General features: G+C 72.8%; 14 protein-coding genes. 4 read left to right on the forward strand and 10 right to left on the reverse strand.

The features are described from left to right. Positions 1-132 precede the first annotated feature (132 nt). From AC0QU1_RS12735 to soxR, 9 genes are all read right to left on the reverse strand, one after another. Entirely contained in the window at positions 133-741 is a 609-nt protein-coding gene (locus AC0QU1_RS12735) for an ArsR/SmtB family transcription factor (RefSeq protein WP_483569718.1), read from the reverse strand. A 167-nt stretch (positions 742-908) separates the two neighbouring features. Beyond that, the gene (locus AC0QU1_RS12740) at positions 909-1,382 is read right to left on the reverse strand and encodes an SRPBCC domain-containing protein (protein WP_483569719.1); all 474 of its coding nucleotides are present in this window, start codon (positions 1,380-1,382) and stop codon (positions 909-911) included. 232 nt (positions 1,383-1,614) lie between these two features. After that, positions 1,615-2,994: an MFS transporter gene (locus AC0QU1_RS12745; protein WP_483569720.1), complete on the reverse strand. Its 1,380-nt coding sequence runs from the start codon at positions 2,992-2,994 to the stop codon at positions 1,615-1,617. A 223-nt stretch (positions 2,995-3,217) separates the two neighbouring features. Continuing rightward, the gene (gene nusB / locus AC0QU1_RS12750) at positions 3,218-3,634 is read right to left on the reverse strand and encodes a transcription antitermination factor NusB (RefSeq protein ID WP_483569721.1); all 417 of its coding nucleotides are present in this window, start codon (positions 3,632-3,634) and stop codon (positions 3,218-3,220) included. Positions 3,635-3,666: 32 nt separating this feature from the next. Continuing rightward, complete coding sequence (gene efp / locus AC0QU1_RS12755) at positions 3,667-4,230, reverse strand: elongation factor P (protein ID WP_483569722.1); 564 nt, start codon at positions 4,228-4,230, stop codon at positions 3,667-3,669. Between the two features lie 128 nt (positions 4,231-4,358). Beyond that, positions 4,359-5,003 carry a hypothetical protein gene (locus AC0QU1_RS12760; protein ID WP_483569723.1) on the reverse strand — a complete coding sequence of 215 codons (645 nt, stop codon included), beginning with the start codon at positions 5,001-5,003 and terminating at the stop codon, positions 4,359-4,361. Between the two features lie 124 nt (positions 5,004-5,127). Next, positions 5,128-5,850: a serine/threonine-protein kinase gene (locus AC0QU1_RS12765; RefSeq protein ID WP_483569724.1), complete on the reverse strand. Its 723-nt coding sequence runs from the start codon at positions 5,848-5,850 to the stop codon at positions 5,128-5,130. A gap of 77 nt (positions 5,851-5,927) precedes the next feature. Then, complete coding sequence (locus tag AC0QU1_RS12770; RefSeq protein WP_483569725.1) at positions 5,928-6,383, reverse strand: type II 3-dehydroquinate dehydratase; 456 nt, start codon at positions 6,381-6,383, stop codon at positions 5,928-5,930. 48 nt (positions 6,384-6,431) lie between these two features. After that, positions 6,432-6,920: a redox-sensitive transcriptional activator SoxR gene (gene soxR / locus AC0QU1_RS12775; protein ID WP_483569726.1), complete on the reverse strand. Its 489-nt coding sequence runs from the start codon at positions 6,918-6,920 to the stop codon at positions 6,432-6,434. A 120-nt stretch (positions 6,921-7,040) separates the two neighbouring features. Here soxR and AC0QU1_RS12780 point away from each other — a divergent pair, with 120 nt between their 5' ends. Together AC0QU1_RS12780 and AC0QU1_RS12785 are read left to right on the forward strand one after the other, a co-directional pair. After that, complete coding sequence (locus AC0QU1_RS12780; protein WP_483569727.1) at positions 7,041-8,246, forward strand: alcohol dehydrogenase catalytic domain-containing protein; 1,206 nt, start codon at positions 7,041-7,043, stop codon at positions 8,244-8,246. 260 nt (positions 8,247-8,506) lie between these two features. Beyond that, entirely contained in the window at positions 8,507-10,060 is a 1,554-nt protein-coding gene (locus AC0QU1_RS12785; RefSeq protein ID WP_483569728.1) for an MFS transporter, read from the forward strand. 455 nt (positions 10,061-10,515) lie between these two features. Here AC0QU1_RS12785 and AC0QU1_RS12790 read toward each other — a convergent pair whose 3' ends face one another. Further along, positions 10,516-12,276: an HNH endonuclease signature motif containing protein gene (locus AC0QU1_RS12790; protein ID WP_483616523.1), complete on the reverse strand. Its 1,761-nt coding sequence runs from the start codon at positions 12,274-12,276 to the stop codon at positions 10,516-10,518. A gap of 635 nt (positions 12,277-12,911) precedes the next feature. On the opposite strand from AC0QU1_RS12790, the gene AC0QU1_RS12795 reads away from it, so the two are divergent. Together AC0QU1_RS12795 and AC0QU1_RS12800 are read left to right on the forward strand one after the other, a co-directional pair. Then, positions 12,912-13,268 (forward strand): iron chaperone, encoded by a 357-nt coding sequence (locus AC0QU1_RS12795; protein WP_483569730.1) that lies wholly within the window; start codon positions 12,912-12,914, stop codon positions 13,266-13,268. Between the two features lie 387 nt (positions 13,269-13,655). Beyond that, positions 13,656-15,110, forward strand: coding sequence for a sigma-70 family RNA polymerase sigma factor (locus AC0QU1_RS12800; RefSeq protein ID WP_483569731.1), 1,455 nt, complete (start codon positions 13,656-13,658; stop codon positions 15,108-15,110). Positions 15,111-15,157: the final 47 nt, after the last annotated feature.

A 15,157-nucleotide genomic window follows, 5' to 3' on the forward strand; every position in this document is an offset into this window, starting at 1 on the left:
TCGATGCCAACTGCCGACTTCGATGGACCCAGAGGAGCAAGCTGCCGACCTCGGGGCGAGCGACGGTCAGCTCACTCCCGGTTCTCACCTGGCGCGGTTCTCACCTGGCGCCGGTCAGCGCGCTCCAAGTTCTCACCCGCGCCGGTCAGCTCGTTCCAGGTTCTCCGCAATGCTCGCGATGCGGCCCAGGCGCGCCTCCCAGGCATCCCCGATGCGCTCCAGCCGCCGGCCCAGTGCCGTCAGCTCCGCGCCGAGCGCGCGGTACCGGCGCTCGCGGCCCACCGTCCACGACTCGACCAGCCCGGCGGCTTCGAGGACGGCGAGGTGCTTGGCGATCGCCTGCCGCGTCACCGGCAGCCGGGCAGCGAGGGCCGACGCCGTCAGACCGGTCGCGAGGGCGTCACCGGCGCCGCTCGCCCGGTCACGGGCGGAACCAGCATCGGCAGGGCCCGCATCGGCAGAGCCCCCACTCGCAGTGCCGGCGCTCGGGTAACCCGCACTCGGCGAACCCGCACCCGCGGAACCGATGCCCACAGAACCCGCACCCGCGGAACCGGCGCCTGCGGAATCGGCGCCCACGGAACCGGCGCCTGCGGAATCGGCGCCCACGGAACCGGCGCCCACGGAACCGATGCCCGCGGAACCCGCTCCTGCCGAACCCGCTCCCGGAAGCCCGACCTCTGCCAGCGCCTTCAGCACCGCCCAGCGCGTCTCGTCCGCGAGGGCGGCGAACGCGGCCACGGGCGAGACCGCCGACGTCGCCGCGTCCGTCTCGGCCGACGTTCCGACGGACGCCGACGCCGACGGCTGCGCCGTTGCCGCCGCCTTTGCCGATCCCGATCCCGATACCAATCCCGATGTGGGCCCCGGCGCCCGTGTCGCCGTCACGTCCGGTCGCGCGGCCCGCCTCACCACGTCCGCGACTCGACGTACTCGACGAGCTCGTCCAGCTCGCTGTCCCAGCCCTCGCGGTTGCCGTCGAGGGCGGCGCGCACGGCGTCCTCGGTGTCGCCACTGAAGCCGGTCTCGTGCACGGTGAGGTAGGTGCCGTCGCCGTCGGGCTCCAGGGTGAAGCGGGCCTCGGTCATGCGGTCGGGCTCGTCGGGCGACTGGCCCCAGCGGTAGGCGAGCACCCGGCCGGGCTCCACCCGCGTGACCTCGAAGGCGAACCAGCCGTAGCCCTCGAAGTGCAGCCGGCCGCGGGTTCCGGCGGCGAACGGGCCGCCGTCGTCGGTCTCGCAGCCGTCGCCGAACCAGCCCGCAACGTGCTCCGGCTCGGAGATCGCGCGCCAGACGGCGTCGGGGCGGGCGGCGATCCGGACGGTGCGGGTGACGGAACGCGCGTCGAGATCGATGGTCGCGCGGGGCTGCGTGGTGGTCATGACGTCCTCCGAGAGCGGTGGGTTCCTGTCGATTGAACGCAACCCTTCGGTTGCACTTCCATCATGCACCGCGACCTAGGAATGCGCAACCGTCAGGTTGCACTCCAGCACCAGCCGCTCATCTCAGCGCCCGCCCACTCAGCGCCGCCCCACTCAGCGCCGGCTCAAAACAGCGCTTAGACGATGGACGCTCAGACAGCACGCGCCCAGACAACGCCCACCGCGGCCACCGTCAGTCATGCAGCACCGCCGCCGCGAGCCCCACCGCGACGGCGACCAGCGCGAACACCATCCCCACCGTCCCCGCCCAGCCCGCCAGCGCGAACCCCACGCCGCCGAGCCAGCCGAACAGGCTCGACCCCGTGTAGTACGCCAGGTTGTAGACGGCGGCGGCCTGCGTCCGGGCCCGCGGCGCCGCGACCGGCGTCCAGCCACTGGCCACGGCATGCGCCCCGAAGAACCCGGCGGTCAGCACGACCAGGCCCGCCAGCACGAGCGGCAGCCAGCCCGACAGGGTGGCCACCACGCCGGCCGCCATCACCCCGGTCGAGGCGATCAGCGTCCGGCGCCGGCCGTGCCGCACCACGAGCCGCCCCGTCCTGGCCGACGACCACGTGCCGGCCAGGTAGGCGAGGAACACCAGGCTCACCACGCCGGGCGACAGGCCGAACGGCTCGTCCGCCAGGCGAAAGCCCAGGTAGTTGTACACGGCGACGAAGCCGCCCATGAGCAGCAGGCCCTGGGCGTCGAGCACGAGCAGGCGCGGGCTCAGCAGCTCGCGCAGCCGCCCGGCCCGGCCGCCGGCCCGAGAGGCACCGTCCGACGACCCGCTGCGAGACGCTCCCCCGCCGGACATCCCGCCGTCGGGCACTCCGCCGTCGGACGCCCCACCGTCAGACGGTCCGCCGTCAGACGCCGCGCCGTCGTGTGGTCCACCATCGGGTGGTCCGCCACCGAACGGCCCGCCGTCATACGCCCCGCCGTCGGACACCAAGGGCACCCCCGCCGCACCCCCGTGCCCGCGGTCGCGCGGCGCCAGCCACACGAACACGCCGACGGCGACCAGGCACGCAACAGCGACGGCGCCCACCCCGGCGCGCCAGCCGAACAGCTCGGCGACGCCGCCCGAGACGAGCCGTCCGAGGAGCCCGCCCATCGACGTCCCCGCCACGTACGTGCCGGCCGCGCGGGGCACGGTCGACGCAGCGCCGGCCTCGGTGAGCATCTCGGTCAGGTACGCCATGGCGACGGCGGGCACCCCCGCCACGAGCAGCCCCTCGACGGCGCGCCCCGCAACCAGCAGTTCCAACGACGGCGCGAACGGCACCGCGAGCCCGACCGCCGTCGCGCCCAGCATCGCGCTGGTCATCGCCCGCACACGCCCGACCCGGTCGGCCACCCACGCCCAGGGCAGCACGCCGACGGCCAGGCCGAGGGTCGCCGCGGACACGAGCAGCGCGGTCGCCGACGCCGACGTCGCGAGCTCGCGGGCGGCGTCGGGCAGGACGGACTGCGGTGCGTAGAGCTGCGCGAACGCCGCGGTCCCTGCACCGAACAGCGCGACGAGCAGGCGTCGCTCGTCGAACCGTCCGGCGCCGGGACCGGCGCTCACCTGTGCCGACTCATCTCTGCTGACTCACCTCTGCCGACTCACCTCTGCCGACTCATCCGTACCGACTCCCTCGTGCTCGCCCGCGCCGAATCACGCGCGCTCACCCGCGCCGAATCACGCGCGCGCCTGCGGCGGCCGTCATGTCAGCGTCACACCGGCGTGCGCGCCGGCCGTTCACGGCAGCATTCACTCCGACGCTCACGCCGGCCTTCACGCCAGCGTGTCACGCCAGCAAGGTCGGCTTCAGGTCCTTGACCCGGCCGAGCAGGCCGTTCACGAAGGCCGGCGAGTCGTCCGTCGACAGGTCACCCGCGAGATCGACGGCCTCGTCCACCGCGACGGCGTCGGGAACGTCGTCGTTGAAGAGCACCTCCCACGAGCCGATCCGCAGCAGCGCGCGGTCGACGGCTGGCATGCGCTCCAGCGTCCAGCCCTGCGAGTAGGTCTCCAGCACCTCGTCGATGCGGTCGCGGTGCGCGATCACGCCCTCGACGATCTCGACCGTGTACTGCGGCACGGGGGCCTCGGTGTGCGGCACGGCCACGCGGTCGGCGAGGAGCTTCAGCGGGTCGATACCCCGCTGCTCCGCCTCGAAGAGGATGTCGGCGGCGCGCTTGCGCGCCTTGGTGCGTGCGCCCATGGTCCCTCTGTGCTCGCTCTGTACTGGCGGGGTCAGTCGGTGACGCGGCCGAGGTAGTCGCCCGTGCGGGTGTCGACCTTGACCTTGACACCCTGCTCGAGGAACAGCGGGACCTGGATCTCCGCGCCCGTCTCCAGGGTCGCCGGCTTGGTGCCACCCGTGGACCGGTCGCCCTGCAGGCCCGGCTCCGTGTAGGTGATCTCCAGGACGACGGACGCCGGGAGCTCGATGTAGAGCGGGGTACCGTCGTTCGAGGCGAGCATGACGTTCATGCCCTCGAGCATGTAGTCCTTCGCGTCGCCGACGGTCGCGGCCGACACGTTGATCTGGTCGTACGTGTCGTTGTCCATGAAGACGAAGTCCTCGCCGTCCATGTACAGGTACTGGAAGTCGCGGCGGTCCACGTTGGCCGTCTCGACCTTGATCCCCGCGTTGAACGTCTTGTCGACCACCTTGCCGGACAGCACGTTCTTCATCTTCGTCCGGACGAACGCGCCACCCTTGCCCGGCTTGACGTGCTGGAACTCGATGACCGTCCAGAGGTTGCCGTCGATCCGGAGCACGGTGCCGTTCTTGATGTCGTTGGAGGTAGCCACGTTCGTCTTCCTGTGTCGGTGAAGGGTGGGTGTTCCAGCGCACGCCGACGGCGAGCCGGGGGCTGGAGGGTCAAGCCTGAAGGTCAAGCAAGGGTGTCAAGCAGCAGCGGTCAAGTCTAACGGACCGGTCACACCACGAGCACATTCAACGCCACGAGCCCCAGGAGGCCCGTCGCGACGGACCAGATGAGCGACGCGAGTGTGCCCACGACGAACCGCTCCGACGCGACCGGCTGGTCGCGCAGCTCCGCGTACCGGCCGAGGCCCTTGATCGCGATCACTATCGCGATGCCGTACGGGTAGCCCGCCAGCAGGGAGCCCGTGATCGCGAGGCGCTCCAGCACGCCGAGCCAGGCGCCGCCCCGCAGGATGGCCACGGCGTCCGGGTGCATCGTGCCGGTCGGCGACTCCTCGCCGTCGGACCGGGTGCCGCCGTTGCCGCCCACCTTGGTGGGCCCGCCCTCGCTGGCAGAACCCTTCTCGGCCTTCTCGGCCTTCTCGTCCGTCCCGGGCTCGTTGCCCTCCCCGGCGCCCAGGGCGCCGTCCGGCCCCTCGCCGGACGCCCCGCCCGACCCCTCACCCGGCTCAAGGGACTGCGGGTACACGGGCGGCTTGTAGCGCGCCCACGGCAGGTCTCCCCGGCCCGCGCGGCGCAGCACCCACGGCACCACCCACGAGCCCACGATGACGCTGAGCGCCAGCGCGACCAGCCAGATCGCGGCAGCCGCGAACCACTGCCATCCGTCGGTGAAGTCCAGCATCTCCCAGGTCACGGCGTGACGTTCCCCTCGGTCTCGGCTCGTTCGGTTCGTTCTGTGGCGTTCCGTGGCACGTTCGGCGGCGGGCGGCGGCAGTCAGTGGCAGTCAGTGGCAGCTCATGGCAGTCGGTGGCGCCGCTCAGCCCTCTGCGCCCGCCGCGACGCTCAGCTCGGCGAGCAGGCGGGCCACGACCGGCCGTACCGCTTCCTCCTCCTGCCAGAGGGCCGCACGGACCCGCTGGCTCACAGCCTGCTCGCTGACCTGCAAGGTCTGCGCGGCGATCTTCTGCCGCCCCGGCCTGTCCGCGAGCGAGGCGAGCGTATCGGTGACCTCCCACCCTTGGGGAGTCCGGCGCGCGCGAACCGCGCCGAGCAGTCGGAGCAGCGCCTCGACCTCGGCGGCCAGGTCCACGCCTCCCGCGCCCGCTCCCTCGTCTGCTCGGGTGTCCGTTCCGGTGCCCATTCCGGTGTCGGCCCCTGTGTCCGACGGCGGCGGCCCGGCCACCGCGACGGACGTGCCCTTGCTCCGGGTCTTCGCCCGCTCGACCGCGTCACGTGCCCGGTACAGCGCGGACCCGCGCGCCTCCCTGGACACGGCCGGCAGCGGCGCCTCCACCTGTCCGACGCCGATCCCGACACTCCAGCCCGCATCCCGCAGCAGGTAGAGCACGATGTCCACGGCGAGCTCGGCGGCCGGGCGGCCGGCGTCGAGGATCGCCTGCACCTCGTCGCCGACCGTCCGCTCGAACGGCACCACGAGCCCCTCGCGGCCGCGCGCCAGACGCGCGAGCTCCGCGAGCACCTCGGGAACCTTGTCGACGTCGTGGGTCGAGCCCCGCTGGTCGACGGTCAGTGCGATCACATCTCAAGGCTAGAGTCTTGACTGGCGCCAATCAAGCCAAGAACCTTGAGTAGCGTCAATCAAGGCTGGCAGCTTGACTAGTTCAAGCGTGCCGCGACCGCCGTCAGCGCCAGCCGGTACGAGTCGAACCCGAACCCCGCGACGGTCCCCGTCGCGACACCCGCGACCACCGAGTAGTGCCGGAACGACTCCCGCGTCGCCGGGTTGGAGAGGTGCACCTCGACGAGCAGCAGGCCCGCCGAGGTGACCTGGGCGGCGGCGTCGCGCAGCGCGTAGGAGTAGTGCGTGAACGCCGCGGGGTTCAGCACGACGTGCGCGCCGGCGTCGACCGCCTCGTGGAGCCAGCCGACGATCTCGGACTCGCCGTCGGTCTGCCGCACCTCGACCTCCAGGCCGAGCTCCGCGCCCCACTTCGCCGCGGCGGTCTTGAGCTCGGCCATCGAGGAGTGCCCGTAGATCTCCGGCTCGCGGACGCCAAGCCGACCGAGGTTGGGACCGTTGAGCACCAGGACGCGGGGAAGTGCGGAAGCCATGGCGGCGAGCCTAGTGGGCCGCGGCGGCTCGCGCTGGCAGCAGCGGCGTCACGCCCCGTCCGGCTCCAGACCCTCCACCAGCAGCCGACGCGGGCCGGGGCCCGCCTCGGCCAGCTCGTCGTGCGGGTTGGTCAGGGCGCACCGCCGCAGCGACAGGCAGCCGCAGCCGATGCAGTCCGTGAGGTGGTCGCGCAGCCGGGAGAGCTGCTCGATCCGCGCGTCGAGGTCGTCGTGCCAGGCCTGCGAGATGCGGCGCCAGTCCTTCGCCGTCGGCGTGCGGTCACCGGGCAGGGTCGCCAGCGCCGCGCCGATGTCGGCGAGCGGGATCCCGACCCGCTGGGACACGCGGATGAACGCCACGCGCCGCAGCGTCTCGCGCCGGTAGCGCCGCTGGTTGCCCGAGGTGCGCCGGCTGGTGATCAGCCCCTTACGCTCGTAGAAGTGCAGCGCGGAGACCGCCACACCGCTCCGGGCGGCGAGGTCGCCGACGGTCAGCTCGTCACGGTCCCATGGGACGGCGGGGTTGGGCGCTTCCATGCGTGCACTCCTGTTGGTCGTTTTGGTCGTTGCGGTCGGTGGGGCTCGGTCGTCGAGCACTCCGCGTCCGGTCCGAGTCACGGTTGACCTCAACTTTGGTTCAGGTTAGAGGATGACCGCATGGATGCCATCAGACACCACTCCTTCGGGCCGCCAGAGGTCCTCACGCTCGAGCAGGTCCCCGACCCCGTCGCAGGCCCTGGCGAGGCGCTCGTCGACGTCGTCGCGCACGGCGTCCACCTGGTCGACACCAGCATCCGCCGCGGTGAGGCCGGCCCGCCGCTCCCCCTGCCCAGCCTGCCGACCATCCCCGGCCGCGAGATCGCGGGCACCGTGTCGGCCGTCGGCACGGGCGTCGACGCCGCATGGATCGGACGGCGCGTGGCCGCCCACCTCGGCCCGACGCCCGACGGCGGCGGGTACGCCCGGCGCGCCGTCGTCGCCGTCGAGCGGCTGCACACGATCCCCGACGGCCCCGACGGCACTCCCCTCGACCCGGCCGACGCCATCGCCATGATGGGCACGGGCCGGATGGCCGTCTACACGCTCGACCTCGCGGCCGTGACCGCGACGGACGTTGTTGTCGTGACCGGCGCTGCCGGCGGGCTTGGCACACTTTTTGTCCAGGAGGCGCTGCAGGTCGGCGCCCGCGTCGTCGCCCTGGCGAGCCACGCGACAAAGCTCAAGCTCCTCCGGGACCTGCTGCCCGACGACGCCGTCGGCTCCGGCCGTCTCGCGCTCGTCGACTACTCCGCACCCGACTGGCCGGACGCCGCCCGCGCGGCCCTGGGCTCGACCCCGGCGACGCTGGTGTTCGACGGCGTGGGCGGTGACCTCGGCACCGCTGCCACCGCTCTGCTGGAGGGGGCCGCTCTGCCCGACGGGACTGCCCTGCCCGACGGGACTGCCCTGCCGAACGAGGCCGGAGTGCTGGACGAAGCTGCCCTGCCGGAAGGGACTGTGCCGGACGGAACCGACGATCTGAAGGGCGCCAGCCGTGTACCGGGAACGACGCCCCGCGACGGAGCCCATGTGAGCACCGCACCCGGCCGTCTCGTCGCGTACGGCTGGGCGTCCGGCGCACCCAACCGCTATACCGCTTGGGCGGACGCCGACCGGATCGTGTCGCCGATCGAGGTGCGCTACGCCGTCGGACCCGACGCTCCCCCGATGCCCGACCAGCGGCCGTACCAGGAGCGCGCGCTGGCGAACGCGGCGTCGGGACGGTGGCGGGTCCTTATCCATCGCGTGCCGCTGGCCGAGGCCGCCCGCGCGCATCGCGAGCTCGAGGAGCGCCGCACCACCGGCAAGGTGGTGCTGGTGTGACCGCCACGATCTCGGGCCAGTCGGGAGCCCAGCGCGACCCGGCTGCGACCCAGCCCGGCCAGGCCGCGACTCAACCCGGCCAGGCCGAGTCGCGGCCGGATCAGCCCAAGCCGGGTCAACCTGGAGCGCGGCCTGACCGATCCCGGTCGGGGTCCGGTCGGCCCGGCGCACGTACCAGTCGGCCTGAAGCCGCACGTACCAGTCGGCCTGGCGCACAGCCCGGTCGGCCCGAGGCACGGTCTGGCACACAGCCAGGCGCGTTGAGCGCCGGCGCGCAGCGGCTCGTCCTGACCGGGATGGTCGCGCTCTGCTCGCTCGCGGCGTTCGAGGCCCTCGCCGTGGCGACGGCGATGCCCGCCATCGCCGTCGACCTGAACGGCCTGCGGTACTACACGCTCGCCTTCGCCGTGGTGTTCGCGACCAGTGTGGTCGGCATGCTCACCGCCGGGCGGTGGTGCGACCGCACCGGCCCGACGCCGGCAATGTGGACCGGCGTCGGACTCTTCGTGGTCGGTCTCGTGGTCGCCGGGACCGCGACCGGCATGGGCGTCCTCATCGCGGGGCGTGCCGTGCAGGGCGTGGGCAGCGGGCTGTTCGGTGTCGCGCTGTACGTGCTGGTCGCCCGCGTCTTCGCCCCCGACCGACGTCCCGCGGTGTTCTCCGCGTTCGCCGCGGCCTGGGTCGTGCCGGCGATCGTCGGGCCCGGGGTGGCCGGTCTCGTCGTGGACCACCTGGGCTGGCGCTGGGTCTTCCTCGGCGCGGCCGCGCTCACCGTCCCGGCTGCTCTCCTGATGCGCCCGGGGCTGACGGCGGCGCAGGGCAACCGGGGCGAGGCTGAAGGCAGCGCGGCTGAGAGCGGCGAGACCCAGGTCGGCGCGGCCGACGGCCGCTCCGCCGGGCGCGCGCAGGACGGCGATGCGCTCGCGGGCGACAAGCCGGCCGACGACATGCCGACCGACCACAGCTCAGGGGACGGCAGCTCAGCAGACGGCGGCTCAGCAGACGGCGGCTCGTTCGCCCGCCCGACGAACGGCATCACGGCTGGCCGAGCCACCACGGATGGTGCCACCCCACACCCGACCACCGCAGACCTGACCATCGCAGACGGCGCCGCGCCGGACAGAGCGGCCGCTGAAGGCGCCGCCACAGACGGTGCCGCCACCGCCGTCAGAGAGCCAGAGCGGCCGATGGTGCAAGCGCTGCGCCTGGCCCTGGCCGTGCTGCGGGCCGGACGTGGCCTGCCCGCCGTCGTGTCCGTGCGGGCCCTGGTGTCGGGGGCGTTCACAGGCGCGGAGGTGCTGCTGCCGCTGCTTCTCGTGCACGAGCGACACCTCAGTCCTGGTGGCGCCGGGCTGATCCTCACGGTGGGGGCGCTCGGCTGGTCTGCGGCGTCGTGGGTGCGCGGGCGCAACCTGCTGCGCCTGAGCCACACCGGATACGTGCGGCTCGGCGGCGGTCTGCTCGGCCTCGGCATGGTGGGGGCGGCGCTCCTCGTGCTCCCGGCGGTGCCGGCCGGGGTCGGGATGGCGTTCTGGGTGCTGTCGGGCACCGGGATGGGTCTGGTCTACCCGACGCTGTCCGTGCTGACGCTCGAGCTCGCGCCGCCGCACGAGCAGGGTTCGGCGTCGTCGGCGCTGCAGGTGGCGGACGCCATCGCCGCAGCGCTGGCGTCGTCCGCGACCGGGACGCTCCTCTGGGCCTTGTACGACGTCGCAGGGCTGCCCGCGTACGCCCTCGTGCTCGGGCTCACCGGTCTGCTGGCCTTGACCGCCCTTCTGCTCGCGGGTCGAACGCGGGCGCCGCTCGGGTCCTGACGCGCATGGCCGCCTGACGCCCCTCTGCCGGAGCCGATCCGCGAGGGGTTTCAGGGCCGTGGACCCGCTCGCCGTGGCCTGGCCGAATGCCCTGACGGCGGGTGCCGAGCCGAATGTCGGGCAGACAGGCCTAGGTCGAGCACCCGTCGGGCACGATCTGGCCGGTACCGCCAGACGTCGCCCGGCCAAACGCCAGTAAGACTGCCACGGCGGTCGGCGGCACGGGCGGGTCGACGGACGAGGGCAGGCTCGTGAACCGGGTGCCCGTCGGGCGCTGATCTCGCCGGACACCAGTCAATAGCGCCGCCTGGCCAGGTGCGTCGGTCATGCGGCTGCGGCGGGCGGCGGCATGGAGGGGTCGACGGACGAGCCCAGGCTCGTGAACCGAGTGCCCGTCGGGCGGCGATCCCGCCGAGCACCGGCCGACGGCTCGACCTTCGCGGTGAATGCGGTGGTCATGCGGCTGCGGCGGGTGGTGTGTCGGCCGGGTCCTCAGGCGGGTCGGTGTCGGTCGTGGGTGCTGGTCCGGTGGGTCCGGGCAGGGGCGCGACGGGTTCGGGCAGGCGGATGCGGTGGCCGCGGGCGTCGGTGAACGCCCAGCCCGTGTCCACCAGGGCACCCACGAGGGTCTCCGCGTCGCCGACACGACCGCTGCCGCCACCGCCGCCACTGCCGACACCACTGCCGCTGTCGCTGACACCGTGGTCGCTGACCGTCTTGCCGGTCCAGTGCATGGTGATGCCCCGGGTGTCCACGAGCTGGTGGTGGTACCAGCACAACAACGCACTGTTGGCCACCGAAGTCGCCCCACCACTGGCCCAGTGCACGACGGCGTGGTGCACCTCGCACCGCGAGGGTGGCTGGTCGCAGCCGGGGAACACGCAATGCCGGTCCCGGGCGATCACCGCGCGACGCATCTGCCCCGTCACCGTCCGCTGGGACCGCCCCACATCCAGCACCGCACCATCGGGCCCGAACACGACGCGAGTGATCGCACTGTCACACGCCAACCGGCGCAACAGCGCCCGCGGCACCCGGCCACCGGTCTCGGTGAACACCGGGCCACCCGCCGAGAGCAGCCCCGGACCGATACCCGGACCCGCGGTGCCCGCAGAACCACCCACCGGACCCGCCAGGCCCCTCGGACCCGCAGCGCCCACCGTGTCCGCCTCGCCTGGCACGCTCGCAACCTCTGCGGTGCCCGGCCATCCGACGCTTGCCAGGCCCCCGACGCCTGCTGCAGCGCCCACGACCGGGACGTCTACGGGGCCCAGCGCTCCGGCGGCGTCCGCACCGCCCACCGGCCCCACGCCCGCCGCGTCCGTAGCGTTCGGAGCGTGTGTGGTGCGCGGGCCGGTGCCCGTGCTCGCCTTCCCCCGCCCACGCCCACGCCCGCGGCCGGGTGTGGCTTGCCCGCAGGTCAGGCACAGGCCATCACGCGTCCGAGTAACCTGGGCGACCAGCTCCGACCAGGACACCGTGACGTTCAGGTGCGGGGCGATCGCCGCCCCGGGTGATACCAGGTTCGCGTCCAGAAGGGTGCGGGCCAGGTCCGCCAGGCCCTGTGCGCGACGCTGACCCGGGGTCCGGTCATCCTCCGCGGCCGGCGCCCCCAGCATCGCGTTGACCGCCGTAGACACCAGCAGGCCGTGCTCGTCGGTCAGGAACCCCGCCACGTGGTAACCGTCCAGCGTCTTGGACAAGTCCAGGAACTCCCCCGCAGCGGCCTTGTCATCGTCCTTGTCGTCGGTGTCCGGGTCGGTCACCGACGCGAACCGGCGCGCCACCACCCGGAACTGGTCCGCGTTCAACACGCCCGCCTCACGTAGCACCACACCCTCCCCCGTCACCAGCGTTCCTTCAGCGACGGCTTCCTCCAACAGCGACGTAATCTGCTGGCGGGTGCGCGACCCGTCCGGGTCCTCGGCCGGGTCGGGAAAGTCCACCGCCACGGTCTGCACGAACAACTCCGGCGTCGTCGGCTCACCCGTCCTGGTGTCGATCAACCAGGCCAACGCGTCCTGACGGGTCGAGCTGGTCGGCGCCTCCTGCGTCATCACGTGCGCATGATCGGCACCCAGCGTGCCCGCGACCAACCGCTCCCGAGTGACCGGCAGCGCCATGGCCAGGCGGCGTGCGGTGGTCACATCCTTACGGGCCGTGGACGCCGCCACGCCCTCCCGCAACCGCAACCACGACGCGAACGTGCGCGCCATACCACCCGACCGCCACGACCCCTCATCCTCGATCCGCGGCAACAACGTGAACCGCACACCATCCAACCGGCCCGTCAACCCACGAACCCGCGCATGCGCAGCGGTCAACCGACCCACGCTCGGAGCGCCCCACCCGCCCAACACCTCAGGTGTCACCAGGGCCGCGAGATCCGCGACCGCAGTCTCGATCCGGCCCAACACCTCTTCCAGCGAGCCCGACGGGGGCACACCGCCAGCCCTCGCAGACACACCAGCCCCCGCAGACACGCCAGACTCCGGAGGCACGCCAGACCCTGGGGACACACCACCAGGCCCTGGCGGCAGGCCACTGGATCCTGGATCGTTCGTCGATTCCACCTGCACACCCCCTCTCGCCGTCCCATCGACCACACCCCGGTCGCCCACCTGGTCGATCGCATCTGGTCGACCGCACCAGTCGACCGCACCAGTCGACCGCAACCGGTCGATCGCATCTCGTCTGGCACCATTGTCTCGAACATTTATACGCACCGCACGTGCCATTTGAAATCTGTGGATAACCCTTCGCGATGCCTCTAGCGTTCGGTCGGCTTCCGGCCAGGATCCGCAAGGCTCCAGGCCTCGCAGAAACCGCCCGACCTGACGAGGCTGTAACCATGGACGAGTTCACCGAGTACATCGCCGAGCTGGACGGCCCGGCCCGGGACGCCGTCGAGCATGTACGGGCGCGGGCGCTCGAGCTCGTGCCGGACGCCGAAGAGGGCATGAGCTACGGCATGGCCGCCCTGCGCTATCGCGGCAGCCCGCTCGTCTCGGCGCGGGCCACGGCGAAGCACATCGGGCTCTACCCGTTCAGCCCCCCGGCTATCGAGGCGCTCATGCCCGACCTGGCCGGCTTCTCGACGTCCAAGGGCACCGTTCGGTTCGCACCGGACCATCCCCTGCCCGACGACGTCCTGGACCGCCTGATCCTGTTCCGCCGCGACGAGATCGACGCCATGCGCTCGCGCTGAACCGCTGAACCGCCGTGCCTTCCGGCCCTTCACCTTCACCCAGCGCCCGCACGTGAGACTTCGCGCGACGCCGTGTACGACACCCCACCTGACGGCGCTTCCACCCGGCAGCACCCACATCACTTCACCCAAACACTCGCGCGGAGCCTCACGCAGCACCGCACGACGCTCCCCCGGCCAGGCTTCGGGTTGCCTTGAACCGCTCTGGGTTCCGTTCCGATGCTGATAGGAGAAGGATTGGGCGATGCCAAGCAAGTGCCGGCACCGAAAGCGTTCACGCGCGACACCCCGACTGCACCTCACGCAACGCGGCACACCAGACGACGCCCGTGTCACGTTTCGCGAGCACATCCCGTCGTCGGAGGTATGACGCGAGAGCATGGCCTCATGACGGATCCCGACAGCCCTCGGTCCGGCGCCGCGCGGGACGAGACCCCGCACGCCGGCGCGCCGGCAGGCGACGCCCAGCTCGACGACGCCACGCTCGCCCGCCTGCGCCCCCTCGCCTTCACCGTGGCCTACCGGATGCTCGGCAGCGTCGCCGAGGCGGAGGACGTCGCGCAGGAGGCGCTCACGCGGGTCGCGCAGGCCGACGGCGTCCGCAACCCGGACGCGTTCATCACCACCGTGACCACGCGGATGGCGATCGACGTGCTGCGCTCGGCGCGCGTCCGGCGCGAGTCGTACGTGGGCGACTGGCTGCCTGAGCCGCTGGTCGGTCCGGTGCCGAGCGTGCCCGTCGCGATGGCCGCCCCGCCGTCCGACGCCGCCGCGCACGCCGAGCTGGCCGACGACCTGTCGACGGCGTTCCTCGTGCTCCTGGAGACCCTCACCCCGACGGAGCGTGCGGCGTTCCTGCTGCACGACGTGCTCGGTTTCTCGCACGGTGACGCCGCCGACGTGATCGGCACGAGCGTCGTCGGGGCGCGTCAGCTCGCCTCGCGCGCACGACGTCGGATCGCGCGGCACCGCGGCGACGTCGGCGAGGGCGAGGCGCTGGACGGCGCATCCGCGAGCGCCGAGGCACGCGGCGCGTCCGCGAACCGTGCGGCCGGGAACAACACTGTCGGGAGCAGCACTGCCGATAACACTGCCGGGAACAACGCTGCCGGCAACCGTGCGACCGGCAACCGTGCTGCCGAGGACCATGCCGCTACGAGCGACACGGCCGCGAACAGCGCCGCTGCGACCAGCGCCGTCGCACACGATGCCGCCGCAAACGATGCCGTCGCAAACGATGCCGTCGCAAACGATGCCGTCGCCAACGGTGCCGCCGACGACGACGGCGCCGCGGACGGTACGCGCACCGGCGTCTCGTCCGCGCGCACCACGTCGCGACGTCCCCCGCAGGTCGGACGGTCGCGTGGCGCCGTCGGGCGGCCGCGGGGCGCCGAGGACAAGGCTCGTGCCGAGGAGCTCGTGGCGCGCTTCCTGGCCGCGTGCGAGGAGGGTGAGGTGGATCCGTTCCTGGAACTGCTCACCCAGGACGTCGTGTTCACGGGCGACGGCGGCGGCAAGACCCCTCGGGGCATGGCGATCTCGCGCGCGGTGTCGGGGCGCGAGTCCGTCTCGCGGCTGCTGGCGAGCTTCGCGCGCCGTGGGCTGCCGGTGCGGTTCGAGCGCGCGCTGATCGGCGGCGAGCCCGGTCTGGTGGTCGTGGCGGACGACGTCGTGGGCGGCGGCGTGCTGGGCACGCTGGCGTTCGAGGTGTCGGGCGGGCGGATCTCCGCCGTCCAGAGCGTGGTGAACCCGGAGAAGCTGGGGCACGTGGGTCCGCTGGCGGACCTGGACCGGCTCGAGGCCTGGTGGAAGAACGCGCGGAAGGGCCGGGCCGCCCGTTAGCCCGGCGGACCTGGCCCGGGGATCCGGCCTCCCCGGGCGGCCATGCG

This window comes from Promicromonospora noduliphila, from assembly GCF_056951025.1.